General features: G+C 66.1%; 22 protein-coding genes. 9 read left to right on the top strand and 13 right to left on the bottom strand.

All coding sequences use genetic code 11. The features are described from left to right. Window positions 1-231: 231 nt before the first annotated feature. From istB to cysS, 7 genes are all read right to left on the bottom strand, one after another. On the bottom strand, window positions 232-1,050 hold the full coding sequence (istB, locus tag QZY48_RS06730) for an IS21-like element helper ATPase IstB (RefSeq protein WP_295429332.1): 819 nt from the start codon (window positions 1,048-1,050) through the stop codon (window positions 232-234). A gap of 11 nt (window positions 1,051-1,061) precedes the next feature. Beyond that, on the bottom strand, window positions 1,062-2,576 hold the full coding sequence (gene istA / locus QZY48_RS06725; protein ID WP_295429329.1) for an IS21 family transposase: 1,515 nt from the start codon (window positions 2,574-2,576) through the stop codon (window positions 1,062-1,064). 494 nt (window positions 2,577-3,070) lie between these two features. Further along, complete coding sequence (locus tag QZY48_RS06720; protein WP_295429327.1) at window positions 3,071-3,448, bottom strand: PIN domain-containing protein; 378 nt, start codon at window positions 3,446-3,448, stop codon at window positions 3,071-3,073. Next, on the bottom strand, window positions 3,445-3,732 hold the full coding sequence (locus tag QZY48_RS06715) for a hypothetical protein (RefSeq protein ID WP_295429324.1): 288 nt from the start codon (window positions 3,730-3,732) through the stop codon (window positions 3,445-3,447). Before QZY48_RS06715 ends, QZY48_RS06720 begins: the two co-directional genes overlap by 4 nt. Window positions 3,733-3,848: 116 nt before the next feature. Continuing rightward, a complete protein-coding gene (locus tag QZY48_RS06710) occupies window positions 3,849-4,358 on the bottom strand; it encodes a hypothetical protein (protein ID WP_295429321.1) in 510 nt (169 codons plus the stop codon). 196 nt (window positions 4,359-4,554) lie between these two features. Continuing rightward, entirely contained in the window at window positions 4,555-5,691 is a 1,137-nt protein-coding gene (locus QZY48_RS06705) for a GNAT family N-acetyltransferase (protein WP_295429319.1), read from the bottom strand. Between the two features lie 344 nt (window positions 5,692-6,035). Further along, window positions 6,036-7,430, bottom strand: coding sequence for a cysteine--tRNA ligase (cysS, locus tag QZY48_RS06700; protein WP_295429315.1), 1,395 nt, complete (start codon window positions 7,428-7,430; stop codon window positions 6,036-6,038). 260 nt (window positions 7,431-7,690) lie between these two features. On the opposite strand from cysS, the gene QZY48_RS06695 reads away from it, so the two are divergent. From QZY48_RS06695 to QZY48_RS06680, 4 genes are all read left to right on the top strand, one after another. Next, a complete protein-coding gene (locus tag QZY48_RS06695; protein ID WP_295429312.1) occupies window positions 7,691-8,182 on the top strand; it encodes a peptidylprolyl isomerase in 492 nt (163 codons plus the stop codon). A gap of 92 nt (window positions 8,183-8,274) precedes the next feature. After that, entirely contained in the window at window positions 8,275-8,985 is a 711-nt protein-coding gene (locus QZY48_RS06690) for a UDP-2,3-diacylglucosamine diphosphatase (protein WP_295429334.1), read from the top strand. A gap of 226 nt (window positions 8,986-9,211) precedes the next feature. Next, window positions 9,212-11,395 (top strand): AAA family ATPase, encoded by a 2,184-nt coding sequence (locus tag QZY48_RS06685; RefSeq protein WP_295429310.1) that lies wholly within the window; start codon window positions 9,212-9,214, stop codon window positions 11,393-11,395. 850 nt (window positions 11,396-12,245) lie between these two features. Beyond that, the gene (locus QZY48_RS06680; protein ID WP_295429308.1) at window positions 12,246-14,252 is read left to right on the top strand and encodes a DUF262 domain-containing protein; all 2,007 of its coding nucleotides are present in this window, start codon (window positions 12,246-12,248) and stop codon (window positions 14,250-14,252) included. Window positions 14,253-14,405: 153 nt separating this feature from the next. Here the strand turns inward: QZY48_RS06680 and QZY48_RS06675 are convergent, their stop codons facing one another. Then, window positions 14,406-15,419, bottom strand: a complete 1,014-nt coding sequence (locus QZY48_RS06675) for a WYL domain-containing protein (RefSeq protein ID WP_295429305.1) — start codon at window positions 15,417-15,419, stop codon at window positions 14,406-14,408. A 91-nt stretch (window positions 15,420-15,510) separates the two neighbouring features. Here QZY48_RS06675 and QZY48_RS06670 point away from each other — a divergent pair, with 91 nt between their 5' ends. Continuing rightward, a complete protein-coding gene (locus QZY48_RS06670) occupies window positions 15,511-15,933 on the top strand; it encodes a hypothetical protein (RefSeq protein WP_295429302.1) in 423 nt (140 codons plus the stop codon). A 21-nt stretch (window positions 15,934-15,954) separates the two neighbouring features. On the opposite strand, the gene QZY48_RS06665 is transcribed toward QZY48_RS06670, so the two are convergent. Then, window positions 15,955-16,404 (bottom strand): desulfoferrodoxin family protein, encoded by a 450-nt coding sequence (locus QZY48_RS06665; protein WP_295429299.1) that lies wholly within the window; start codon window positions 16,402-16,404, stop codon window positions 15,955-15,957. Window positions 16,405-16,436: 32 nt separating this feature from the next. Next, window positions 16,437-16,574 (bottom strand): hypothetical protein, encoded by a 138-nt coding sequence (locus QZY48_RS06660; protein ID WP_295429298.1) that lies wholly within the window; start codon window positions 16,572-16,574, stop codon window positions 16,437-16,439. Window positions 16,575-16,584: 10 nt separating this feature from the next. Here QZY48_RS06660 and QZY48_RS06655 point away from each other — a divergent pair, with 10 nt between their 5' ends. Next, a complete protein-coding gene (locus QZY48_RS06655) occupies window positions 16,585-16,749 on the top strand; it encodes a hypothetical protein (protein WP_295429295.1) in 165 nt (54 codons plus the stop codon). On the opposite strand, the gene QZY48_RS06650 is transcribed toward QZY48_RS06655, so the two are convergent. The 3 genes from QZY48_RS06650 to QZY48_RS06640 form a co-directional block, all read right to left on the bottom strand. Beyond that, window positions 16,674-17,774 carry an AI-2E family transporter gene (locus QZY48_RS06650; RefSeq protein WP_295429292.1) on the bottom strand — a complete coding sequence of 367 codons (1,101 nt, stop codon included), beginning with the start codon at window positions 17,772-17,774 and terminating at the stop codon, window positions 16,674-16,676. The genes QZY48_RS06655 and QZY48_RS06650 overlap by 76 nt on opposite strands. Before the next feature lie 158 nt (window positions 17,775-17,932). Beyond that, entirely contained in the window at window positions 17,933-18,517 is a 585-nt protein-coding gene (locus QZY48_RS06645; RefSeq protein ID WP_295429291.1) for a hypothetical protein, read from the bottom strand. Next, window positions 18,510-19,685 (bottom strand): XRE family transcriptional regulator, encoded by a 1,176-nt coding sequence (locus tag QZY48_RS06640; protein ID WP_295429289.1) that lies wholly within the window; start codon window positions 19,683-19,685, stop codon window positions 18,510-18,512. The genes QZY48_RS06645 and QZY48_RS06640 overlap by 8 nt, the downstream gene beginning before the upstream one ends. A 257-nt stretch (window positions 19,686-19,942) precedes the next feature. Here QZY48_RS06640 and corA point away from each other — a divergent pair, with 257 nt between their 5' ends. The 3 genes from corA to QZY48_RS06625 all read left to right on the top strand — a co-directional run bounded on the left by corA (window position 19,943) and on the right by QZY48_RS06625 (window position 23,319). Further along, a complete protein-coding gene (gene corA, locus QZY48_RS06635) occupies window positions 19,943-21,217 on the top strand; it encodes a magnesium/cobalt transporter CorA (RefSeq protein ID WP_295429286.1) in 1,275 nt (424 codons plus the stop codon). 96 nt (window positions 21,218-21,313) lie between these two features. Beyond that, entirely contained in the window at window positions 21,314-21,736 is a 423-nt protein-coding gene (gene nikR / locus QZY48_RS06630; RefSeq protein ID WP_295429283.1) for a nickel-responsive transcriptional regulator NikR, read from the top strand. Between the two features lie 122 nt (window positions 21,737-21,858). Next, window positions 21,859-23,319: an AI-2E family transporter gene (locus QZY48_RS06625; protein WP_295429281.1), complete on the top strand. Its 1,461-nt coding sequence runs from the start codon at window positions 21,859-21,861 to the stop codon at window positions 23,317-23,319. Window positions 23,320-23,659: the final 340 nt, after the last annotated feature.

Below are 23,659 nucleotides of genomic sequence, written 5' to 3'. Positions count from 1 at the left end.
TTTCGCCTTGAAAAAATTGATCGTTGTTGCGCCGCAGGCGTTCTCAGCCAGCGCTGTGGCCCCTGCGGCGCAGTGTGGGCAAAGGGTGAATGAGTGGGGGCAAGCCGGGGACAACGCCGGGCACCGGCCTGGCCGACGCGTAGCGGCCCGGCGGCGTTGTCCCCGGCTTGTCCCCACGCTCGCTAGGCGACATTCACGCTTTGTCCACACGGAGTCCGCCCACGCGGGCCCTTAAGCCCGTTCACCAACCCGCGGTGGTGCGCCCGCTGGGGCGTTCGTGGGCCCCAGCGGGCTGGCGTCGATCGCGCTACTCACCGTGGCCGCGGGCGTGAGCTTGCGCAGGGATTCCCCGGCCAGGTGCAGCGGATGGGCGTGATGGACCAGTCGGTCGAGGATGGCGTCGGCGAGCGTCGGGTCGCCCAGGGCCTCATGCCAGTGCGCCACCGGTAACTGGCTGGTGATGACGGTGGCGCGGGTCTGGTAGCGCTCGTCCAAGAGTTCCAGCAGGTCGCGGCGGCGGGCGTCGTCGAGCATGGCCAGCCCCCAGTCGTCGAGCACCAGCACGTCGACCTTAGCCAGGGCCAGCATGAGCTTGATGAAGCGCCCGTCGGCGTGGGCGATGGTGAGTTCCTCCAACAGCCGTGGCAGGCGCTCGTAGCGCGCCGTATAGCCCTGCCGACAGGCGGCATTGGCCAGGGCGCACGCCAAGTAGGTCTTGCCGACCCCGGTGGGGCCGGTGATCAGCACCGTCTGGTGGCCACGGATCCAGTCACCGGTCAGCAGGCGCCGAAACACGACGCGGTCCAGGCCGCGGGGGTGACGGTAGTCAATGTCCTCGGCCACCGCGGCTTGCTTGAGCCGGGCGCGGCGCAACCGGCTGCTGGTCTGGCGCTGGTGGCGCGCGGTGACCTCGCGGTCGACCAAGAGGCCGAGGCGTTCCTCGAAGGTCATGGCCTGGGTCTCCGGCAGGTGGGTCTGCTCGGTGAGCGCCTGGGCCATGCCGAGGAGGCGCAGTTGGACCAACCGTTCGTGGGTCGGATGATTGAGCATGGTCGGTCCTCTCAGTGGTAATAGGCGGACCCACGCACATTGGCGTGGTCGGCGGGCAGGCTGGCCTGGGCCGGGGTGGCGGCCGGCTGTTCGAGGCCGTGCTTGAGCAGCGAGGCGATGCTGCGATAGGTCACGGCATTGATCTGGATGGCCCGTCGGCACCCGGCTTCCAGCCGCGCGGGGTCATACACCTTGGCCAGGCGCAGGATGCCCAGCGCGGTGCGATAGCCCTGCTGGGGATGGGTGCGGGCCTGGAGCACGTGCGCGATGGCGGCCTGGGTCTGTGGGCCGACCGTGGCCGCCCAGTCCAGAAAGCGCTGGGCATTCCAGCCGGCCACCTGCTGGTGCGCGGGTGCCAGATGGGCGGCCACGGTGGTGTGGTGACCCGGCAACGCGCTACGCAGATGGCTGGCGATGCGCTCCCCTTTGGTGAAGACCTCCACGGTGCTGACGGTGAAACGCAGGTCCACCTGCGCCCGGGCATACTGGTAGGGCACCGAGTAGTAGTGGCGCTCCAGTTCGACGTGATAGTCGATGCCGACCCGGGCCACCTTCCACTCGGCGAACTCGTGACGGATCAACGGCAAGGGTTTAAGGGCGGGACGATCCACCGTCTCGAAGACACTCTTGCGCGAGCCGGGAAGCTTCTTGAATGGGCGCGCGTTGAGGTCCTCCAGCAACGGGCGGATCGCACCATTGACCTCCGCCAGGCTGAAGAACCGGTGATGGCGCAAGCGGGCCAGGATCCAGCGTTGCGCGAGCAGCACCCCGGCCTCGACCTTGGCCTTGTCACGCGGCTTGCGCACCCGTGCCGGCAGGATCGCCAGGCCGTAGTGGGTCGCCAACTCCTGGTAGCTGGGGTTGAGGTCGGGCTCGTAGAACGAGGGATGGGTAACCCCGCTTTTGAGGTTGTCCGGGACCAGCAGCCCGGGCACGCCGCCCAGGAACTCCAGGCAGCGCACGTGCGAGCCGATCCAATCGCCCAGGCCCTGGGTCCGCGTCGCCTCCACGTACGTGTAGCTCGATGCCCCGAGCACGGCGACGAAGACCTGGGCCTGACGCTCCTCGCCGGTGGCGGGGTCGATCACGGGCACCGTCTGACCACTGTAGTCGACGAACAGCCGCTCGCCAGGCGCGTGGCTCTGGCGCAGGGTCACCGGCAGGGCGTGGGCGAAGGCCCGGTAGTGCTCGCAGAAGGCGCTGTACTGGTAGCCGTCGGCGCGCAACTCCCGGTATTCCTGCCACAGCAGGTCCAAGGTGACGCCCGCGCGACCCAGTTGCCGATGCACCGCGGCCCACTCCGGTTCCGGACGTTTGACCCCGGAGGCCGGCTGAACCGGAAACAACGCCGCGTCCACGGCTCGCTCAGTCAGACCGTCCGTCAGCGGCCAAGTGAGCCCGGCCAACCGGGCGCGTCGCAGGTAATCGGCGACCGTGGAGGGGGAGACCTGCACGGTGCGGGCGATCTCCCGGTTGGAGCGACCGCACTCATAGTGCAGCCGCAGGACTTCTTCAATCTTGCGCATGGATAACCTCGTGTTCACGAACAGCACCTCTGGGGGAAAAACCCAGGGTGCACGGTTATCCCGCACGCCGTCTCGCTATCTCAGGTGTCCAACTTGTCCTGGAACCGGTGTCCAGTTTGCGCTGGAATCACTGTCCAGTTTGCGCTGGACTGGGTGTCCAGTTTGCCGTGGAATCAGTGTCCAATTTGGCGTGGAATACGCAGATCCACATCCTCGGTGTGCAGGCGTTCCGGGATTACTGCGCCCAGCGTTTGTCCAACCGCCTGCTGCCCGCCTAGGCAGCAATGGCGAGATCATCGATAGGCTTCTGTTTTCTATCAAATAGCAGCCTCAGAGACGGATTTTGACGGCCAGTCGATCGCGTCCGCGCTGGTCGCCCGCGACGAAACCGGGCGGCGCCAGGCGCCGCCAGGCACGCGGTGGCACGCCCCAGAGCGTATACGATATGAATACTTTCACAATCTCTGGAGCGGTGTCACGAGAGGAGGCTTCGCTCACTCCTGCGCGAGCACCAAGCCATAGGGCAGGAACGGCAGAAAGTCGTCCGTATTGAGGGTCAAGAACAACGCCCTGGCGCGAATGGCCATAGCCGCAATCAGCGCATCCGTTTTCAAGGTTCGGCGACGACCGGCGTGGTTGTAAAGGTCGGCGGCAAGTCGCGCGTCGACCATATCGAGTGCAATGATGTTCCCGCGGATAAAGGCGTGGGCCAGTGAAACCTCAGCCTCGAGGATCGGGCCAATCAGGAACTCATACCACACGACGGCGGAGACACCGGCGGCTTCTCCCGCGGCGATACGCTGGATGACGGGGTGCCCTTCCTTGGCCCAGAGTGGCAGTGCAATCAGTGCGTTGGTGTCGAGATGGATCATCCGTGCCGGCAGGTCCGCAGCAAATCGTCCTCTTGGCGCTGCGCCCGCAACTCGGCGATGAGTCGCTCCGTCTCCTCCCTGTCCCTGGGTATCGCGTGAGTACGGTAGTGCTCCACCACCTCAGCCGGCGTTGGGGCCGCGGGCTCCTTGGCCGCGACTGCGATGCGTACCGAACGGCGGATGACTTCAGCTTGCGAAACACCCCAGATCGCAGCCAGTTGCCTGATCAGTTGGGCGGTCTCGGTGTCAAGGGCGTAGGTCGAGCGAACCGACATGGTACCCATGACAATCCCCGGAAGCGGTGTTGTGGTATGCGGTGATGGTAAATCGCCCCACGGCCAGGAGCAAGGCCCGCGGGCGCGCAAGAGAAGCAATCCGCGAAGCTCAGGGGCCAGCCGTGTCAGCCGGGGCCTTGAGCATCCCGAACTTGGGCGTCGGCGCCAGGTCGACGGCCTTGCCCATGGTCCTGGGGATCGCTCAAAGGCGCGGCCGGTCGCGGATGATCCGGGCGGATCGTCAAGTAGGGGCCGACTTGCTGCTGGACCTGGGCCGGGGACAGCGGCGGGCCGAAGGCGCAGTGGTAGTAGGGGGCGATGCAGCGAAGGTACATGACGTCGCTGGGCTCGGTGGAGGACAGCCACCAGACCCCTTCCTGAAACAGGGGGTCCGAACAACTGGTCGCGCCGACGATGACCGGGATGCGGGTCGTCGGGTCCAGGAGCAGGCGGCTGGAGACCCGGCTGACGTGGAAGTACCCGCGCGTGATCATCCGCGGTTCAGCACCCGAGACGGTCCGCACCTCCAACTCGCACCAGGGGTTGAGCCTGTTGCTGGCGTTGGCAAGCCGGCCGTCCTGCAGGACGGCGTGCGCCTGTTGGGCCGGTATGGCGATCGGTGCCGTGAGGGTCACCGAGAGGCCGATCAGCGGTGATCGGGTGTCGAGGGCGCAGCCTGCCGTACCGCCGGCAAGCGCGACCGCCAGCAGGGCTGGCCCGCAGCGGCTGGGGAGGCCCCGTCCCGGTTCGGCAGGCCCGGGCGCCCTCCCTGTGGCTGACGGCCTCATGAACCGGAAAACCATCGCTCCTGCTCGCCCAGCACCCACTGCTTCAGCGCCTGGCCATGTGCGGAGGCGCACTGGATGTCGTGCGCATCGACGACCCGATGGTCGAGCCACTGGAGGCGCAGCACGTCGCCGTCGGCGCGGGCGCAGGGGAAGAGTGCGCCCCAAATGAAACCGTGCTCGTAGGCCAGTGCGATGGCATGACCGGCGCCGGGATCGGCGAGCGGGATATCGAGAAAGATGACCGCCATGTGGGGAAGGCATCCAGCAGCAGGCCCACCTCGACGCCGCCCGCGGCGAGAAAGGCGCGCTGGGAGGCGGGATGGTTGGCCACGCATTCGCCCCAGAGCACCGGTAGGCCAGCCCGAGCCCCCTGCTGGAGCGCCTGCTCGACGAGCCGCGACGCCAGTTTTTGCCCCCGGTAGCGGGGGTCCACCGCCAGGCGGCCGACCTCCGCCGTAAGGTAGGGGGCATCGGGGATGACGGCGACATGGCCCACCACCTCGCCCGCGTCAGTGATCGCCACGATACCGCTCAGGCTGCCCGCCTGCAGGGCCTGTCGCACCGCCTCTGGGGAATAAAACTCCGGGATTGCATAGCTATAGCCATAGACCCGATAGATGAGCCGCACCAGTGCCTCGGCATCGTCGGCGCGCAGCGCGCGCAGTACAAGGGTCGCGATGTCCGGCAGGACCTGGCCCGATGCCGATGCCGACGCCGCGGGTTCGAGGTCCGGCGTGCCCTCACCGGCCCGCGCGGGCAGGTTCAGGACGCACTCGGTCCAGTTGCCCTGGTTGCCCTGTTCGCCCCGCCGGAACCCGTCCAGCCGCGACTCGCGCACCAACTGGTCGGAACGGCAGGCCGTGCCGCCCGCGCCCCATTGCGGCATGCGCTGGTCGCTCACCCGCACCATGACCTGCCGCCCGGTCAGGCGCAGCGTCACCTGCACCACCGGCGGATCATCGGCAAAGACCTCGCGTTCGCGCGACTCCCGCAGGAGTTGCAGCAACACCGCCGCCAGCGGGTCGAGGGCGGCGGCGGTCAGGCCCAGGGCCCGCAATGCCTGCACCACCGGGTCCACCGCCACCGTCCCGGGGACGGCATCGCTGAGCCGCAGGTCCAACAGGGTCTGATCATTGGCGGGAGGCGCCGCGGCGGGAAGCGGTGACAGCGGGTCGATCATGGCAGGCACTCGATCTTGCGGACGTTGGACCCTGAGCTTAAGCCATACGTTGGGTACGGACAAGTGCCGACGCAGACTGCCATGCCGACGGTGCGCGGGGGCCGCGGACGCACCGGGTCCGGGCTGGATTGCTGGTACCGAATGTCGGCCTGATAACGAGGAAACGAGGAGAAGGTCCCGCCCGGGATTGATGACCGGAGGTCGAGGCTTCAGCCGGTCGAGGTCCGAGCGAGACTCGAGCGGCCCCGCGCGGCCCGTCGCGGCTGAAGCCGCTCCCACAGCGTCGCTGCGGGACTTTCACGGCGCGCCGGAGTCCAGGGCTTGAGCCTTGGACTCCTTTGGGCTCAGCCCCGCCGCCAGGTGGTACCGCCCTGCGCGTCCTCCAGAACGATGCCGACGGCGGCCAGATCGTCGCGGATACGATCGGCCGCCCCCCACTGTTTGGCCTTGCGCGCGGCGATACGCTCGGCAACCAGGTCCTCGATGCGCGCGTCAGTCAGCGCACCCTCCCCCGCATCCGCACCCGCGCAGCCCCGCAGGTAGGCCTCTGCGTCCCCTTGGACGATGCCCAGCACCCCGCCCAATGAACGCAATTCCGCCCCCAGCCCCGCCGCGGCGGCCTCGTCCTGAAGCCGCACCCGATTGATCTCGCGCACCAGGTCAAAGAGCACGGCCAGCGCCACCGGGGTGTTGAAGTCGTCATCCATGGCGGCCGTGAAGCGTTCCCTGAAGCTCTCCCCGCCCGCCGGCGCGGCGGCCGGCAGGCCGCGCAGTGCCATGTAGAGACGGGTCAGGGCGGCGCGGGCATTATTGAGGTGCTCGTCATCGTAATTGAGCGGGCTGCGGTAGTGGCTGGTGAGAATGAAATAACGCACCTCCTCGGGCCGGTAACGCTCCAGGATCTCGCGCACGGTGAAGAAGTTGCCCGTTGATTTGGCCATCTTCTCCTCGTTCACCCGCACGAAGCCGTTGTGCATCCAGACATTGACGAAGGGCTCGCCGCTGGCCCCCTCGGATTGGGCGATCTCGTTCTCGTGGTGGGGGAACTGCAGGTCCGCACCGCCGCCGTGCAGGTCGAAGTGATTGCCCAGGCAGCAGGTCGACATGGCGGAGCACTCGATGTGCCAGCCGGGGCGGCCCGCCCCCCAGGGCGAGTCCCAGGAGGGCTCGCCGGGCTTGGCGGCCTTCCACAGGACGAAGTCGAGCGGGTCACGCTTGGCCTCGTCCACCTCCACCCGCGCCCCGGCCCGCAGGTCCGCCGGGTCCTTGCCGGAGAGTTTGCCATAGCCGGGGAAGGCGCCGACGGAGTAGTAGACATCGCCGTTGTCCGCGGCGTAAGCCAGGCCGCGGCCGATCAGGGTCCCGATCATCGCCAGGATCTCGGGGATGTGGGCCGTGGCGCGGGGCTCGGCGGTGGGCGCCAGGCAGCCCAGGGCGGCCGCATCCTCGTGCATGGCAGCGATGAAGCGCTCGGTCAGCGCCGTGAAGGGCTCGCCCCGCTCCTGGGCGCGGCGCAGGATCTTGTCGTCGATGTCCGTGATGTTGCGGACATAGTTGACCTGGTAGCCCAGGTGGCGCAGATAGCGGTAGGCCACATCGAAGACCACCATGACGCGGGCGTGGCCCAGGTGGCAGAGGTCGTAGACGGTCATGCCGCAGACATAGATCCCGACCTGGCCGGGCACGAGCGGGGTGAAGGGCGCCTTCTCACGGGTCAGGCTGTTATAGATCTCAAGCATCGCAACGCATTCCGGGTAGAAGGTTCGGTCCGCACCCGGGACCCGGGGGAGCCGCGGTGCCAAGTGGTCCCAAGGGTCAGGACGGTCTTAAGCCCATCATGGTAACAAAGCCGATTCCGGGCGCACGCGAAGAATCCGCCCCGTCGCCGGGCCCCGCCCGGCTTTGCGGGCCCCGGCAAAGCCCGTAACATGGGCGCCATGCCAACCGCAGGTCCGGCGGACCGGCCCCCTGCGGGCCCCGGGACGCCACTGGAGACCCCATGATCAAGCTCAGCACCAACTACGGCCCCATCCTGATTGAACTGGACCACGAGCGGGCCCCGCTCACCTGCGCCAACTTTGAGCAGTATGTGCGCGATGGTCACTACGACGGCACCCTGTTCCATCGGGTCATCAATGGCTTCATGATCCAGGGCGGCGGCGTGACCGAGCACTTCCTGCCCAAGCCGACGCGCGCCCCGATCCAGAACGAGGCCGCCAACGGACTCAAAAACCTGAGCGGCACCGTCGCCATGGCCCGCACCATGGACCCGCACTCGGCCAGTTCACAGTTCTTCATCAATGTTGCGGACAACAGCTTCTTGGACCACCCGGGGCAGGATGGCTGGGGCTACTGCGTCTTTGGCCGGGTCGTCGATGGGATGGACACCGTCAACGCCATCAAGGCGGTCAAGACCGGCGGTCACCACGGCCACCAGGACGTACCCGAGGAGAACGTGCTGATCGAACACGCCAAGGTCCTCGCCGGCTAGGCCGGGGGCGCGCCGTGATCCGGACCCGCCGGGGCGACGCGGCCGGGCCGCCACCACGCCACCCCGCGGGGGCGGCCGACCGCGGGGAGACCCTGTTCATCTCCGACCTGCACCTGGCATCGGGGCGCCCGGAGAGGATCCGCCTGTTCCTTGAGTTTCTGGACGGCCGGGCACGCCGGGCGAGGCACCTCTACATCCTGGGCGACCTGTTCGACGCCTGGATCGGCGACGACGACGACAGCGCGCCCTATCAGGCGATCCGGGCCGGGTTGCGCGGCCTCACCAGTGCCGGCACCGCCTGTACGCTCCTGCCCGGCAACCGGGATTTTCTGCTCGGGCGCGCCTTTTGCCGCGACACCGGCTGCACACTCGGGCGGGACCCGACCCTCACCAGGTTTGCCGGTGTCCCGACTCTGCTGATGCACGGAGACCTGCTCTGCACCGCCGACCTGGACTACCAGCGCTTCCGTCGCCGGGTGCGCAACCCACTGGTGAAACGCCTGTTTTTATGGAAGTCATTGGCGGCGCGCCGGGCCCTCGCCGAGGGTTACCGGCGGCAGAGCGGTGCGGCCAAGACCGACAAGAGCGAGGCCATCATGGATGCCGATCCGGGCGCCGTCACCGACTACCTCAGGCGCTTTGGTGCCGCCCACCTGATCCACGGGCATACCCACCGCCCGGCGGACCATGACCTGGTGCTGGGCACCCGACAGGTGCGCCGTTCGGTCCTTGCCGAGTGGAGCACCACCCATGGCGAGGTCCTGGTCCATCGCGAGGGGACCTGGCACCGCGAGCCGGTCTGAGTCGCTTGCCCCGACCGGAAAGCCCCGGCCGCGATCTCGGCGTCGCCGCCACCCCGCCGGTCCTATCCGACATAGGCTGACGCATCCCCCTGGTCTAATAGGCCCCTTAATGCTCTGCGCCGCCGCCTGAAGCGCGCGGGAAGGCCAGCCCGTCCAGCCACCAGCCCACGCGGGCGGCCGCAAGACCTTCATCGTCTCGACACCAGACCACACCGGAGATTTCCCCATGTCCAAGGCACGCACCCTCTGGCGCCATGACTTCACCGGGATCCCAGCCACGCAGCGGCGCCAGGCGCGCTATGCCGTGCAACTCTGCCGCGGTGCGCCGGAACTGCTGAAGGGCCGCCGGGACCGCGCCTTCGTCCCGGCGGCCTGGAATCTGCTGCGCCCTCTATTCGATCCGGACGCCCTGGTCCGCTGGTCGGCGGGCCTTGGCGCCGCCCCGGACCCGACCGACCCGGACGATCATGACGCCTTGCCGGCGGGACTGGAAGACGGGCTGGATGAGGAGCCTGGCGGCCTGCGTGAGCGCCAGCGGGAGTTCCTGCGCCACCTCCCGGTCGGGGTCGCGAGGCGCTTGGCCGCTGCTGACGGCGAGGACCCGCTAAACCCGACTGTCATGGTGCTGGTCGAGGGCCTGGGGCTGGAGATGCTCGAGGGGCGGGTGCTCGATTACCTGGATCTGCACCAGGTGTCGGACCCGCTGCGCACGCTGCTGCGCCAGTGCGAGCGCACCGGCGCCCGGATCAACCGCGCCCGTCTGGCCGCGCTCTTGGGGGCCGAGGCGTCGGCCCTGCACGCCGTGTTGGCAGGGTCTGCGCAACTGCGCGCCCTGGGACTTGCGGACTGTGAGGAACAGAGCGACCTCGAAGACTTCGTTAGGCCGAGCGGCCTCCTGTGCGAGGTCCTAGACACCGCGCCCATTACCGTCGACCACCTGCTGGCGATGCTGGTCGAGCCGGCGCCCCCGGCGGCCTGGACCCCGGGCGACTTCCCGCACCTGGCCACGGCCGCGGCCCAACTGGGCACGGTCCTGGTCCAGGCGGCGAGGACCGGGGCGGCCGGCATCAATGCGCTCCTCTACGGCGCCCCGGGCACGGGCAAGACCCAGTTCGCCCGCGCCCTGGCGGCGGCGGGCGGGCTGCGGGCCTATCAGGTGCGCGGTACCGAGGACCAGGGCGACAGACTGGGGCGCGGCGGGCGGCTCGCCGCCTATGTGTTGGCCCAGCGGCTGCTGGAGCAGCGGCGCGACGCGCTCCTGATCTTCGACGAGGTAGAGGACGTGGTCGAGTCCAGCAACAACCTGCACAGCCTCCTGCTCGGCCAGACGACTGGCAGGAACAAGGCCCAGATGAACGAGATCCTCGAGGAAAACCCGGTCCCGGCGATCTGGATCACCAACAGCACCGCGGCCATGGACCCCGCCTTCCTGCGGCGCTTCCTGTTGCCGGTCGCCTGCCCCACGCCGCCGCGCTCGGTGCGCCGCCAGATGGCCGAACGGCACCTGGGCGAATGCGGCCTGCCGCGCGACCTGCTCGACGACCTGGCCGCCGACGCCGCCCTGACCCCGGCGACCCTGGGCGCGGCCCGCCGCCTCCTGGACCTGCGCCCGGGCACCGACCCCGGGCAGGCGGTGCGCGAGGGCGTGGCGGCCATGCGCACCCTGCTGCACGGCGCGCCCGCGCCCCGGAGTCGACCGGCGGCGACCGCCTTCGATGTCGCCTTCCTGAACCTGACCGGCGAGGTCACGCCGAGCGCCATCGTCCAGGCCCTGCACCGGCGCGGGCGCGGCAGCCTCTGCTTCTACGGTCCGCCCGGGACCGGCAAGACCGCCTTCGCCGAGGTGCTGGCCGAGGCCCTGGACCGCGAATTGATCGCGCGGGCGGCCTCCGACCTGGTGTCCCCCTATGTCGGGGAGACGGAACAGAACCTGGCCCGGCTCTTTCGCGACAGCGACCCACTGCACACGGTGCTGCTCCTCGACGAGGTCGACAGCTTCCTGGCCGAGCGCCGCCGGGCGCGCCACCAGTGGGAGCGCACCCAGGTCAACGAACTGCTGCAACAGATGGAGCGCTACCCGGGCATCTTCGTCGCCGCCACCAACCTCATGAGCGGCCTCGACGCCGCGGCCCTGCGCCGGTTCGACTTCAAGCTGCACTTCCGCGCCCTGACGCCGGTCCAGCGCCAGGCACTCTTCGCCCGCGAGGCCCTCGGGGATCAGGAGGCCCCGGTCGCCCCGGACCTGGCACGCGCCCTGGCCGTGCTCGATGGACTGGCGCCCGGCGACTTCGCCACCGTCTGCCGTCAGCGTGCCCTGCTGGGCGAGGACCTGACCCCCGAGCAGTTCCTGCGCCGGCTGGCGGCGGAGTGCCGACTCAAGCGGCAGCAGGAGGAGGCGGGAATGGCCTAGTACTCCATTCCACCCTGATCTTGCGACCCGCCCAAGCCCCGCAGGGGCGTGACATATCAGCCCAGGGCAAAGCCCTGGGTTGACGGCATATTTCAGCCCAGCCCTGAAAGGGCGTGACATAACGGCGGAACGCCTTATGTCACGCCCTTTCAGGGCTAAGCCGATTAACCGGCGCTATCCCAGGGCGTTGCCCTGGGCTGGTATGTTCGACCCCGTTGGGGTCGGTGCGCAAGATAAGATGGAATGGGGTGCTAGGCTTGCCCCCCTGCTCCCTCCCCCTTTGTGGGGGAGGGTTGGGGAACCTGGAAAACGCAGTTCTCATGCCAAGGCGCCAAGCTCGCCAAGTGTTTCAGTATGTTATCGGTCCTCGGCAATGCACCCGGCAGGTGATCTAGACATTGAACGCATCCCCCTTGTCTTTCTTGGCGAGCTTGGCGCCTTGGCGTGATCCATTGCCGGATTTAGGGTAACCGGCCGCCCTGCCGGCCATCAGCATTCTTGCGATTTGTCAAAGCACAAGATCCTGTGCCAGGATGACGCCCAAGGTGCGAGCGGTGCCAAGGCCGTTCGACTGAACGCCGAACCCGCAGCGTTGGCGGTTCTGCGTGGTGCTTCCCAATCCCCGCTAAAGACAACCGCAATCAAACTTACACCGATATACGACCCAAGGCACCGAATCACGGTGATAATTCCAGCCAGACATTCGGAGACCCCAGATGAAACGCGTACTTTCGGGCTGCTCGGCCAGTCTCTCCGAGTTGAAACGGGACCCGGCGGCCGTTCTTGCGGCCGCCGGCGCAGAGGCGGTCGCCATCTTAGCGCATTAATCATTTTGCCAGGAAAGTCATCCATGATTTTTCAGAACATTTTCTGCCCCATCTATGATCTGCTCCAAGGCAATAACTTGTTCATCGTGCCAACCTTTCAGCGCCCGTTTCGCTGGGAGGAGAGACACGTTTCCATCTTCATCTCGGATATCGCTGAGGCGTGCGATGCCGCGCGGATTCACTATCTTTCGCCGATGCACCTGATAAAGATCGATCCAGCGATTCCAAGACATATAGAGCTATTAAATATGTATTCTGATAATCATATTCGGCCGAATATCAGCCCCGGCGCTGGCGCGCTCGTCAATGAACACGGCATTCCAGTATCGGTTTATCTGGTTGTCGATGGGCAGCAGCGACTAACCTCAACATTGGCCGTGTTCAGAGCGTTCGATGTTCCTTTGACATCCTCGATCACGATTGGAGGACAAGTCTATCCCAAATTGATCGCGGGCAGCCAAGCTGAAGATACTCAGGTACGTATCGGGCTCCATCTGCCAAACATTGCTGCACCACAGAACAACGCGGCGGCAATACGCATCCAACAAGCATTTGCTACAGCCAATGAACGCGCAGCGGCCATTGGCAACATGCCCGCACTTAGAGCATTCCTTCTGTTAAATCTCAAGACCTTGGGCGTCTGTCTTGACCCAGAGTTTGCGCTGGGATCATTCCTCACCCTTAACGACCGCGGTAAAAAGCTGACAATTTTGGAAAAATTGAAGGCACACTGCATGTATCTGGACTTGCTGAGGAACCAACGAGATCCATTCCAAGTGCATACAGCTTTCGGCATCCTTTATCGATCGCTTGAGCAGCCTGATAGCTTGTTAACCGATGACACCGCCGTTCAAATAGCTACGCTATTTCGGGTTCAGGGAATTGTAGGAGTACCCAGGGAAGTTGTTGATTGGGGCGCCGATACCTGCTTTGAAGATGTGCTCGCGAACCAAGCGAGCGCCGGCAACCTAACACCAGACAATCTCGATACTTTTTTGCATGATATTGCTCAAATTTCCAACGCGAACGACACGCTAGTCCAAGGGCTGCAAGACAACGCTCTGAAAGGCACTTATCGACTGGCATTACTGCAATGGCCCCTAACACACCGGACGCTGGCAATCGTCATGAAATTTCTAGCTATGCACAATCTGACCGCTGCAGATCTTGTGCTACGCTTGGCAGAAATCCCGCTTGTTAGTAATATTGACTTCTCCTCCTATCTTAGTACGCAACTGCAACTGTTGAACCAGCCGAATCTACCGCGGCTTTTGAGGGCGTGTTACCGACTGGTTAGACGTAAGATAATTGCTCTTGGACGACAAGATGCCCGGCAAGTCAATTTTCTTGAACTAGCAGTGATGGTGGATGCTTGCGGCATCAAAAGGGTTGCCTTTCGCACGGCATGGAATCAAGCCTTTGCTCCAGCGGCAGCACCTCCAGCGGCAGCAGTGGATCCAGAGGCAGCGGCGAAAGCAGTGGACCAGTCATTTATTAGCTGGGCGCCCTACCTGCAAAATAACTCTTCACGCATCAGGTACCTGAGTACACTGATGCAAGCGGGGGACGTATCACCCAGGTCGCTCCGCTACAAGATCGCGTTGCACCAAGACGCTAGACAAGGAAAATATTGGCCGCCCGACACTCACAGCGTTGAACATATTTTTGCGCGCAACTTTTTCGATCCAAATCCAAATGCTCCGAATCAGGCCGCATTGCATGCCTTCGGCTTCAATCACATCGCGGAGTACCAAACCTTTTGCGGAAGGATCGGCAACATCATGCCACTCAATCCATTATTGAACGGCACCCTCGGTAATTACAGTCCAGCGGATAAGGCACCCTACTATGAACGTCAAACGACACCTAATGGCAATAATCTGGTCCCAATAGGAATGACTCCGGTGCAGTACAGTCCTACCGCTGTACGGCTGGGCCGTAATATTCGACGCATGAACGAAGTGGAGCAAAGAGCGTACATAGATCTTCGGAGCATTTATATGGTGTGTTTCGCTGCATCAGTTATTTGACGGATATTGCAGCCCGCGTAGCGCGGAACGCCGCTTAGGTACCGACGCAATGGCGAATCGCCCTGCGGGCATCCGCGCCGGCTACGCGGGTTGGCCGCAAGGTCTGCAAGCCGAGGCGGCGATCATCCCAGGCGAGGGCTGGGCGCCGCCCGCTCAGTCTTCCGCGTAGATCGCCGCCATCTTCCCCGCCTGCACCGCCACCACCCGGCGCAGCCCGGCGGGGGCGACGACCTCGAGGTTGTCGCCGGCGCCGAGCAGCCAGCGCAGCAGTTGGCCGGTGGAGGGCAGGCGCGCACTGACGCGCAGGATGAATGCCGAGCCCGCGGGCTCGGGCTCCAGACACTGCCCATCGCTGAGCGGACAGACCTCGAGCAGCGGCGCCAGATAGCCGCGCACGCGCAGTTCGAGATCGATCAGGGTCCCCTGGCCGAAATCGGCCTTGCCCTGGGCGATGGCCTGATCCAGATTGAACCCGGGCACGGGCCGGGCCGGGGTATCCGGTAGGGCCTCTGCACTGATCATCCGATGCAGGGCATAGAGGCGGACCGGTGCGCTCTCGTCGTTCTTCAGCGCGAACAGATAGGGGATGGGGCCGCGCTGCACCAGTGCCTGCGGATGCAACTCGGCCTGGCCGCGCTCCCCCTCGGCATCCTCGTAGAGCACCCGCAGGGCGCAGCGCTGGGCGAGCGCAACGATCACCGCCCGAAGCACGGGTTCGGACAATTCGACCGGCTTGAGCCGCAGGGTGTCCGGGACCAAACGCAGCCGCTGTTCGTCGAGCAGAGGCCCGCCGTACTGGTCCAGCAGGCGCTTCCAGAGCCGGTCGAGTCGTCGCTCCGGTACCGCCTCGGCGATCAGACCGCGGATCTGCTCCAAGGCGTATTTCCAGATCTCGTCGTCCTCCCGTGGGTCCTCGCCGCGGCGCCGGAAGCGCAGCGGCTTGCCGCCCGGATTGACCGCCTCGATGCGCTCGTCCTTGATCAGGGTCGCCAGGTCGCGCAGCAGCGCCCGCCGCCGCGCGTCCTCGCCGCCCTCGCCATAGGAATCGGCCATCATCAGCAGCAACCGCGCCCCGTCCGGACAGTCGGCGTGCGCCGCGCCGGGGGCCGGCAGCAGGGACTCGAGACGGCGCAGCCGCTCGTGACGGCGGTGGAAGGTGTCGCACATGGGGCTAAGTATAAGGCCCTCGATCGGACAAGGGCTGACGGATTGCTGTGGTCCAATGGCGCCTCCCTTCACCCAACCGGAGCCATGACCCATGCCCCGCAAAGAAGACCGCCTGCTGTCCTCGCGTGAATTGATGAGCCGCATCGGCCTGAACGAGGAGGACGCGGCCGAACTGCGTGAGGAGGCCGCGCTCGACGATCTGGAGGGCGACCTGGGGGCGGCACTGCGCGAGCGCTTCGCGCTGCTCATGACACCACAGCGCTTCGTCCCCGGCGACCTGGTGACCTGGAAGCCTGGGCTCAAGAACCGGCGCGTGCCCCGCTACGGCTCCCCCGCGGTGGTCGTCGCCGTGCTGGATCAGCCGATCCTCGACAGCGAGCACGAGAGCGGCGGCACCTACTTCCGCGAACCGCTCGACCTGGTGCTCGGGGTCATCTGGGACCGCGACCCGGGCCGCGGTGACTTCCTCACCTTCCACTTCGACGGCAGGCGGCTTCAGCCTTGGCAGGGGTGAAGAAGCTGGCCTGTTACGACCTCAGGGTAGGTCCCCCTCCCCCCCGATCATCACGCCCTCGATCCAGGTGTCGTGCACATTGCAGATGCTCACCGCATAGACCGGGCCGCGGTAACCGGCGGGCAGGACGTGGCGCGAGAACGGCTGGTCGCGCTCCGGATTGAAGGTCTTCTGGCTCAGGAGCCGGAAGCGCGCGTCCAGGAGCTTGTGCTTCAGGATGTAGTGCTTGAAGCCGTCCATCGGGTGGGGCGTGCGGATGCTGACGGACGTGGTCGACCCGGGCGCCGCCTCGGTCTTGATCTCCGGCAGGTGCCGGTCGACCTCGCTCGCCCACAGGCCCGGATCGTCGCGGGTAAAAAAGACGCTGCCCGCCATGGGCCCGCCGATCATCACCACCGATTGCGCAGCGACCGGGAGGACCCGCGTCACGGCGGCCAGCGCACCGAGCGCGAGGATGGAACGACGTTTCACGGGTGTAACCTCACGGGGCTGAAACAAGTCCATTAGGGAATGTTCTTAGCGCGGTTGTCGTTGTCGTTGTCGTAATCGAGGTTATCGGCCTTGATCATGGTTCCGGCCGCGACCCTGAGCCGGTCCCAAAATTTTTTGACAGGATTAACAAGATTGAAAACGAATAACATCTTGTAAATCTTGTTAATCCTGTCTAAATATCTTGGTAGCGCTTCTCCGATTACGATTACGATTACGATTACGACAACGACAACGACAACGACGCCGCCTCAGGGCACCGGGTCCACGGATGTCACCGCCGCCGGCTCCGGCCGCTCATCGAGCCAGGCGACGAACAGCTTGTAGCCCAGCACCAGCACCACGGCGCCGACGAAGAGCCCGATGATGCCCGCGCCGAGAAAGCCGCCGATGGCCCCGACAAAGATCACCGCCATCGGCACCTCCACCCCGCGACCCAGCAGGATGGGTTTCAGGACATTATCGATACTGCCCACGAGCAGGGTCCAGATCAGCAGGAGCACGAAGGTCAGGGTACTGGCGGTGAAGAAGCAATAGATGAGGATGGGGATGGCCAGCGGAAAGATGCCGACCTGCACCACGCTCAGCAGCAGGGCCAGGATCGCCCAGAGCCCCGCCACCGGGATCCCGGCCGCCAGCCAGCCGAGCCCCGCCAGGATCGCCTGGATCATGGCCACCCCCAGGATGCCCCGGGTGACACTGCGCACGGTCGCCGTCGCCAGTTCCGCGAACTCCACCCCCCGGACCCCGGCGAGCCGCCGGGCGAAGGTCAGGGCCGCCCGGCGCCCGGCGCCCTCGTGCGCGAGCAGCACCCCGGCAATGGCGATGGCGAAGACGAATTGCAGGATGCCCACCCCGGCCCCCGCCGCGACCCCGCCCAACCAGTGCAGGGCCATCTTGATCTCCGGCAGGGCGCGGCGCAGGGCGTCCGCCAGGTTGTCGGAGGCATCGCGCCAAAAGCCGTCGATGGACTGGCCCACGAGCGGCAGACCCGCCACCCAGTCGGGCGGCAGCGGGACCGCCAGCATCCCCTCCTCATAATCGCGCATCAGTATATGGGCGCCGTCCAGCACGGAGCCGCTGAGCAAGGCCGCCGGGACCATCAGGGCCGCGAAGGTCAGCAGGGACAGCAGGATCGCCGCGAGCGCGGGCCGGCCGCCCAAGGCCGCGTGGAGCCGCGCATGGAGCGGGTGCAGACCGATGGCGATGATCAGGCCCCACAGGGAGGGCACGATGAAGGGCCGTACGATATCGAAGCACCAGGCGGCCAGCATCGCGATCAGGGCGAGGCGGATGAAGGTCTCGATCGCCCGGTCCATGAACTGGCGGTCGGCTAGGGTCTCTGGGGCCATGGGGATACCTCTGGTCTGGTTCGGTGGGGTGGTGGCCGACGGATGCTAACCCGGATGGGGGGATAGCAAAAGGACCAAACAAGGCGCGCAAGGAGTGCGGCCCGCCACCGAGCAGCGCGAGTGGACCGGTCCCGCTCGCCCCGGCACCTGCGGCCCGCTCAGCCCCGGCCTCTGCGGGCCAGGGACGGACACCGCGACGCCAGGTCCGTCCCCAGCGTCCGAACCACCCAGTCCAATTCCTCAGGGACCACCGCCATGCGCGCGTTCTGCAGGGCACGAAACAGCGCATCACGCAGGACCTCCGGCGGCAGACGCCCGCTTTCGCTCAAGCGGCGAAAGAGGCCCGCGCTGCTCTCCAGCGCGCGCTCGGCAAAGCGCTCGCGCACGACCCGCCGCGCCCTGCGCTCGTCCAACACGGGCACAGCGTCGCTGACCAGCGCCAGCGCCACGGCGGCGGCCTCGCCGTCGTCAAGCGCATCCGGCTCCGATACCAGATCAAGAAACCACTGGTTCCCGACATGATCGAGGGGGGCGACGATGATCAGCCCCCGGTCGACCAAGGCCCGTCGTTGCGCCGCTGCCGGCATGCGCCCACTCGGGTCCCTCAAGACCTCGTTGAAGGTCCGCTCTGCCATCAGGACCCGGTCGGACAGCGACCCCAAAATGACCTCGACGCATTCGCTGCCAAGGAAATTGATCAAGACACTCGCGTCCAGGACCAGCGTCTGCCTCCCCTCAGCCATGGGCAAGACGCACCTCGTCAAGCGGCTCCCAGAGGTCGGCCAGGGACGCGACGATCTCACGGGTCTCGATGCGGCCAATGCGCAGCATCTGCGCCAACTCACCCTCCGAGATCAACTCCTGCTCGTAGGCTTCCACGGCGATCAGGGTATAGCGAGGCAGAAACCGGGGTGGCGACGGCACAGTTGCGTCCCCCAGGATGCGACGAATGGCGGAGCCGTCGAACCCGGAGGTACGCAGGGCGTCGAAGGTCCCCTTCTTGAACAACCGCAGTTGCTCCAGACGCCGCGCCATGGCCTCGGGTGCGACATAAAAGGAGCGGGCCAGATAGACCAGGCTGCGGGGGGAAAACTTCCCCTGCCCCTCGCACAGGTCCCGGTACCGCGCGCGTACCGCAGCGGCGGGCATCAGGAAGGCCCCCGCAAACAGCTTGGCAAAATGGTCATCGGCAACGCCTTCCCCCTTTTCGCCCCCCCCTTGCTCCAGCAGAACTTCCCCGTTGCGTCGATCGGTCTGGAAGTGCCCCAACTCATGGGCGGCCGTCCAAGCCTGCCGCGTCAGCGCGTGATTTGCGTTGACCAGGATGCAGGCATCCAGGGCCTCATGATAGGCATAGGCCCCGGACACCGACGAGGGCAAAGGCACGATAAAGAGCCGAATTCGCAATTCGGTCTCGATCAGCCCCAACAGGTCCGGAATCGGTAAATGGCCGATGCCGAGGCGACCGCGCAGGTCCATCGCTGCGTCCTCGGCCTGTTCCTGGACCTGCCCACGCGCCAAACGCCACACCGGCGGGTAGGCGGGCTCCAGGGGTCGGCCCAGTTTCCGTTCCAACTCGACATAACGTGCCGCCAGGGTATGCAGGACGCGCGACACGTCCACCGCGTCCTGGTCTGCCCCCACGGCGGGTAGACGACGCAATTGCACCGCCAAATCCACATGGATGGCGTCCGGACGCAGGAGTCCGCCGGGCGACGTCTGATAGAGGTCGCACAGACCGAGCAGATCCTCGGCGCTCAGGCGCCGGTCGCCGCGCTCGATCGCCACGATCGTCGTGCGTACCGCGCCGATTCGCTCTGCCGCCTGATCCTGGGTCACACGGGCAGCATTGCGCGCGGCTTTGAGCCGACGCCCGAGTTCCACCGGAGCGAGGCGTTCAAGTTCTCGCATGGACAGTCACCCACCGCTTCTGGGCCGGGGTCATACCAGCGATCCGAAACAATCCGTCGTGCATCAGAGTACCCGCAGGCAGCCTTTGGACTCTTGAGAGAGTGGTGCACGGCGCGAACACTGTCAAGATAAAAAGGACGAAATTTCTTACAACGTCAGACCTGGCCCCCCGTCAGGGCCGGGTCCCGCGATAGCGCCCTTGCCACGGGCCCATCGCCGCCCGATAGTGGGATACCGTCGACCTCTGGAACCAGGCCATGCAGGACCCCCAACCGTCCGAGACCTTGACGCGTCCCGCCGCCGCGCCGCCGCATCCTGATCCCGATGCCGCAGCGCCTGCGCGAGCCGCAACCGACACCACGGCCGCGCCCACCAAGACCACCGCGGTCTACCCGCACCCGGCCGCCCCCAAGCACGCCCGGCGCCGCCGCCCGCTGGTGACGCCCAAGGCGAAGCTGCCGCGGCTGCACCGGCGCCCGCCGGGCGCCCCCGCGGGGATCGAGTACCACGAACTGGTCCAGGCCCCGGGCGCGGGCGCGGCGCAGATCACCTGCACTGACTATGCCCCGGACCGCTGGGAGGTCCAGCAGGTGGCGGACATGGCCGCCTTCCTCGCCGTGCACCGGCCGGACTGGTCCGCGGTGCGCTGGATCCATGTCGAGGGGCTCGGGGACAACGACACCATCCGCGCCCTGGCGGAGAAGTACCAGTTGCACCCGCTGGCCATCGAGGACGTGCTCGACGGTCAGCATCGGCCCAAGGTCGACGACTACCCGGGCTCCGGGGACCTGCCCGGACGGCTGTTCGTGGTGGCGCGGCGCGTGATCCTGCGCGAGGGCGACCTGCACGCCGAGCAGGTCAACTTCTTCCTCGGGCGCCACACGCTCCTGAGCTTCCAGTCGAGCGCCTGCCCGGCCATCGAGACGGTGCGCCGCCGCGTCGAGGGCCCACACTCGCGGTTGCGCCAGAATGACGCGAGCTTCCTGCTCTACGCCATCCTGGACACCATCGTGGACGGCATCTACCCGATCCTGGAAGACGCCTCACAGCACCTGGAGGAGGCGGAGGAGGCGGCCATCGATCAGTCCGAACCCCAGACCCTGCACTCCATCCACCGGATCAAGCGCGGTCTGATCCTGCTGCGCCGGGTCGCCTGGCCCATGCGCGAACTCATCTCCGATCTCCAACGCGAGCGGCATGAGTGCCTCTCGGAGGTCACCCAGACCTATTTTCGCGACGTCTATGACCACTGCGTCCAGATCATCGACCTGATCGAGACCTACCGGGAGATCGCCTCCGACGTGGCGGACATGCATGTGTCCATGCTCTCCAACCGCACCAACGAGATCATGAAGGTGCTGACCATCATCGGGACCATCTTCATCCCCCTGACCTTCCTCGCCGGGGTCTACGGCATGAACATGCACATCCCGGAAAACCACTGGGACTACAGCTACGCCGTGTTCTGGAGCGTCTGCCTGTCGATCGCCGGGTATATGCTGTGGCGTTTCCGGCGCGGCGGGTGGTTCTAAACTTAACCACAACGAAGATGGCACTCCAGTGAACCGTTCCCGGAAAGAGTATCTGGCCGCAAATGAACGCAAATAAATCTGCATCCGCAAAACCCCATGTCCACCCCCGATGACACCATCCGCTTCAGCGTCTCCCTGCCCCGCCCGCTGCTCGACGAACTGGACCGCCGCGTGGTCGGCAAGGGCTACGCCTCCCGCTCCGAACTGGTGCGCGACCTGATTCGCGAGCGGCTGGTGGAGGATGCCTGGGAGCGCGGCGACGAGGAAGTTGCCGGCGTCCTCACCATCGTCTACGACCACCATCAGCGGGAACTGACCCAGCACATTCTCGAGGTCCAGCACCAAGAGTACGTCCATGTCGTGGCCAGCACCCACGTCCACATCGACCACCACAACTGTCTGGAGACCATCATCCTGCGCGGTCTGCCGACGCAGATCGAGCGCCTGAGCCTGGAAATCGGCGGACTCAAGGGGGTGCGCTTCTCCGCCCTCACCCGCACCTCCCGGCTGGGGCATTAGGATCGACTCACTAATTAAGTTAAACAAGTCCATTAGCGAGTGCTTTGAGCGCCGTTGTCGTTGTCGTTGTCGTTGTCGTAATCGAGATTATCGGACTGCCCCGAATTCTCTCGCACCCCAAATTGCGCCGCTTCTCCGATTACGATTACGATTACGATTACGACAACGACAACGCGATTGCAGGATGGGCAAAGCGCAGCGTGCCCATCCTCCAGACCGCGACGCGGCCCGGATGGGCACGCCCGAGCGACGCCCCGACCGATCCGGACCGTCGCGCGCGGGCTTTGCCCATCCTACGGCGTTCCCGCGACCACATCAGTCTAGATCGCACCCAACCGGGAAGACCGGGCGCCAGCGCGGCGAGTATCATGCACAAGGTCGCCCCCGCGCGCCCCACTTCCTGCCGCCCGCAAAGCCCCGTCCCGCACCAAGCCGAAATGAAAAAAACCAACTTCACCAATATCCTGGGCGCTCGCATCGCACTCGGACTCTTCCTCGCCGCGCTGCTGTTCCTGAGCTACCGGGTCTTGAGCCTGTTCCTGGTCCCGGTCGCCTGGGCCGCCATCCTGGTCTATGTCACCTGGCCCATCTACCGCCGCCTGCGCGACCTCTTCGGTGGCCTGGTCAATCTCAGCGCGCTGGCGATGACCCTCTTCCTGACCCTGACCTTCGCGCTGCCGCTCCTTTCCATGGTCTCCATGCTGCGCGCTGAGGTACCGGCCGCCTATAACCGCGCGGTCGAGGTCCTCCTGAGCGGGCCGGACGCGGTGCCGCCCGCCATCGCCCGCATCCCCTGGCTGGGGGACGAGGTGGAGCGCGTGCTCGCACTCTCCGCCGAGGACCCCGCGACCCTGCGCAAGGAGGTGGCGCAGTTGGGCAAGCCCTGGGTGGATGGGTCACTCGACATCCTGGGCAACATCGGGGCCACGGCCTTCAAGTTCATCTTCGCCCTGTTCACCGCCTTCTTCTTTTACCGCGACGGCGAGTCCCTGCTGGACCAGGTCCGGCGCCTGCTCTACGGCCTGATCGGCGCCCGCTCCGGGGCCTATCTGTTCGCCATCGGCAGCACCACCCGGGCGGTCCTCTATGGCCTGGTGCTGACCGCGCTGGCGCAGGGTGCCCTGGCCGGGCTCGGCTATTGGGCGACCGAGGTCCAGGCCCCGGTCCTGCTGGGCGTGCTGACCGCGATCCTGGCCCTGATCCCCTTCGGCACCCCCCTGGTGTGGGGGGCCGTGAGTATCTGGCTGGTCGCCAGCGGCCACACCTGGGCTGGCCTCGGGCTGGCCCTCTGGGGCGCCCTGGTGGTGAGTCAGATCGACAACGTGCTGCGCCCCATGCTGATCAGCAGTTCCACCCGCATCCCCTACCTGCTGGTACTGTTCGCGGTCCTGGGCGGCATCGGTGCCTTTGGCCTCTTGGGGCTCTTCCTGGGCCCCATCGTCATCGCCGTGCTGCTGGCGGTGTGGCGCGAGTGGCTGGAGGAACAGGTGCCGCGGGGGCAGCTCACCTATGTCGCGGAGCCGGCCGCGGGTGACGCGCAGACGCCTGGGGCGGCCGATCCGCACGGGCCCACGGGCGAGTGAGGCCTTCGCGCTGAGCGGCGTCGGTCATGACGCGGCCTCCCGCCTGGGGGAGGGCTCGCTGGTCCGCACAGCGTCGCTGCGCGACGTTCACGGGCAAGACCAGTGACATGACCAAATGATGCGAAAAGGATGGCCGTGGGTGCTCGGCCTAGGCGTACTGGTCGGCGCCGCCCTGCTGTGGTGGCGCACGACGCCGCTGACCGTTCTCTTAGACTTACACAAACCTACACATAGGCAGATTCAGTGCTAAGTTCCTGCTTCAACGAGGCTGCCCAGGGGTGCATGGCTTGGTTTTCGCCGTTAGCTCCCACGGTGGGGAGCTTTACGGTGATGAACCGAC

This window comes from uncultured Thiodictyon sp. (genome assembly GCF_903828115.1).
In the GTDB taxonomy this organism is placed as follows: domain Bacteria; phylum Pseudomonadota; class Gammaproteobacteria; order Chromatiales; family Chromatiaceae; genus Thiodictyon.
Note: the sequence above shows the minus strand (reverse complement) of the source record. Positions and strands in the feature narration are given on the sequence as shown.

Bases quoted from the DNA above. Each gene is read 5' to 3' on its own strand.
- QZY48_RS06680 (WP_295429308.1), top strand. From the start codon at position 12,246: ATGATTTTTCAGAACATTTTCTGCCCCATCTATGATCTGCTCCAAGGC.
- QZY48_RS06645 (WP_295429291.1), bottom strand. From the start codon at position 18,517: ATGGCTGAGGGGAGGCAGACGCTGGTCCTGGACGCGAGTGTCTTGATC.
- QZY48_RS06650 (WP_295429292.1), bottom strand. From the start codon at position 17,774: ATGGCCCCAGAGACCCTAGCCGACCGCCAGTTCATGGACCGGGCGATC.
- QZY48_RS06715 (WP_295429324.1), bottom strand. From the start codon at position 3,732: ATGGGTACCATGTCGGTTCGCTCGACCTACGCCCTTGACACCGAGACC.
- istA (WP_295429329.1), bottom strand. From the start codon at position 2,576: ATGCGCAAGATTGAAGAAGTCCTGCGGCTGCACTATGAGTGCGGTCGC.
- QZY48_RS06685 (WP_295429310.1), top strand. From the start codon at position 9,212: ATGTCCAAGGCACGCACCCTCTGGCGCCATGACTTCACCGGGATCCCA.
- nikR (WP_295429283.1), top strand. From the start codon at position 21,314: ATGTCCACCCCCGATGACACCATCCGCTTCAGCGTCTCCCTGCCCCGC.
- QZY48_RS06720 (WP_295429327.1), bottom strand. From the start codon at position 3,448: ATGATCCATCTCGACACCAACGCACTGATTGCACTGCCACTCTGGGCC.
- corA (WP_295429286.1), top strand. From the start codon at position 19,943: ATGCAGGACCCCCAACCGTCCGAGACCTTGACGCGTCCCGCCGCCGCG.
- QZY48_RS06640 (WP_295429289.1), bottom strand. From the start codon at position 19,685: ATGCGAGAACTTGAACGCCTCGCTCCGGTGGAACTCGGGCGTCGGCTC.
- QZY48_RS06705 (WP_295429319.1), bottom strand. From the start codon at position 5,691: ATGATCGACCCGCTGTCACCGCTTCCCGCCGCGGCGCCTCCCGCCAAT.
- cysS (WP_295429315.1), bottom strand. From the start codon at position 7,430: ATGCTTGAGATCTATAACAGCCTGACCCGTGAGAAGGCGCCCTTCACC.
- istB (WP_295429332.1), bottom strand. From the start codon at position 1,050: ATGCTCAATCATCCGACCCACGAACGGTTGGTCCAACTGCGCCTCCTC.
- QZY48_RS06670 (WP_295429302.1), top strand. From the start codon at position 15,511: ATGCCCCGCAAAGAAGACCGCCTGCTGTCCTCGCGTGAATTGATGAGC.
- QZY48_RS06695 (WP_295429312.1), top strand. From the start codon at position 7,691: ATGATCAAGCTCAGCACCAACTACGGCCCCATCCTGATTGAACTGGAC.
- QZY48_RS06660 (WP_295429298.1), bottom strand. From the start codon at position 16,574: ATGTTATTCGTTTTCAATCTTGTTAATCCTGTCAAAAAATTTTGGGAC.
- QZY48_RS06675 (WP_295429305.1), bottom strand. From the start codon at position 15,419: ATGTGCGACACCTTCCACCGCCGTCACGAGCGGCTGCGCCGTCTCGAG.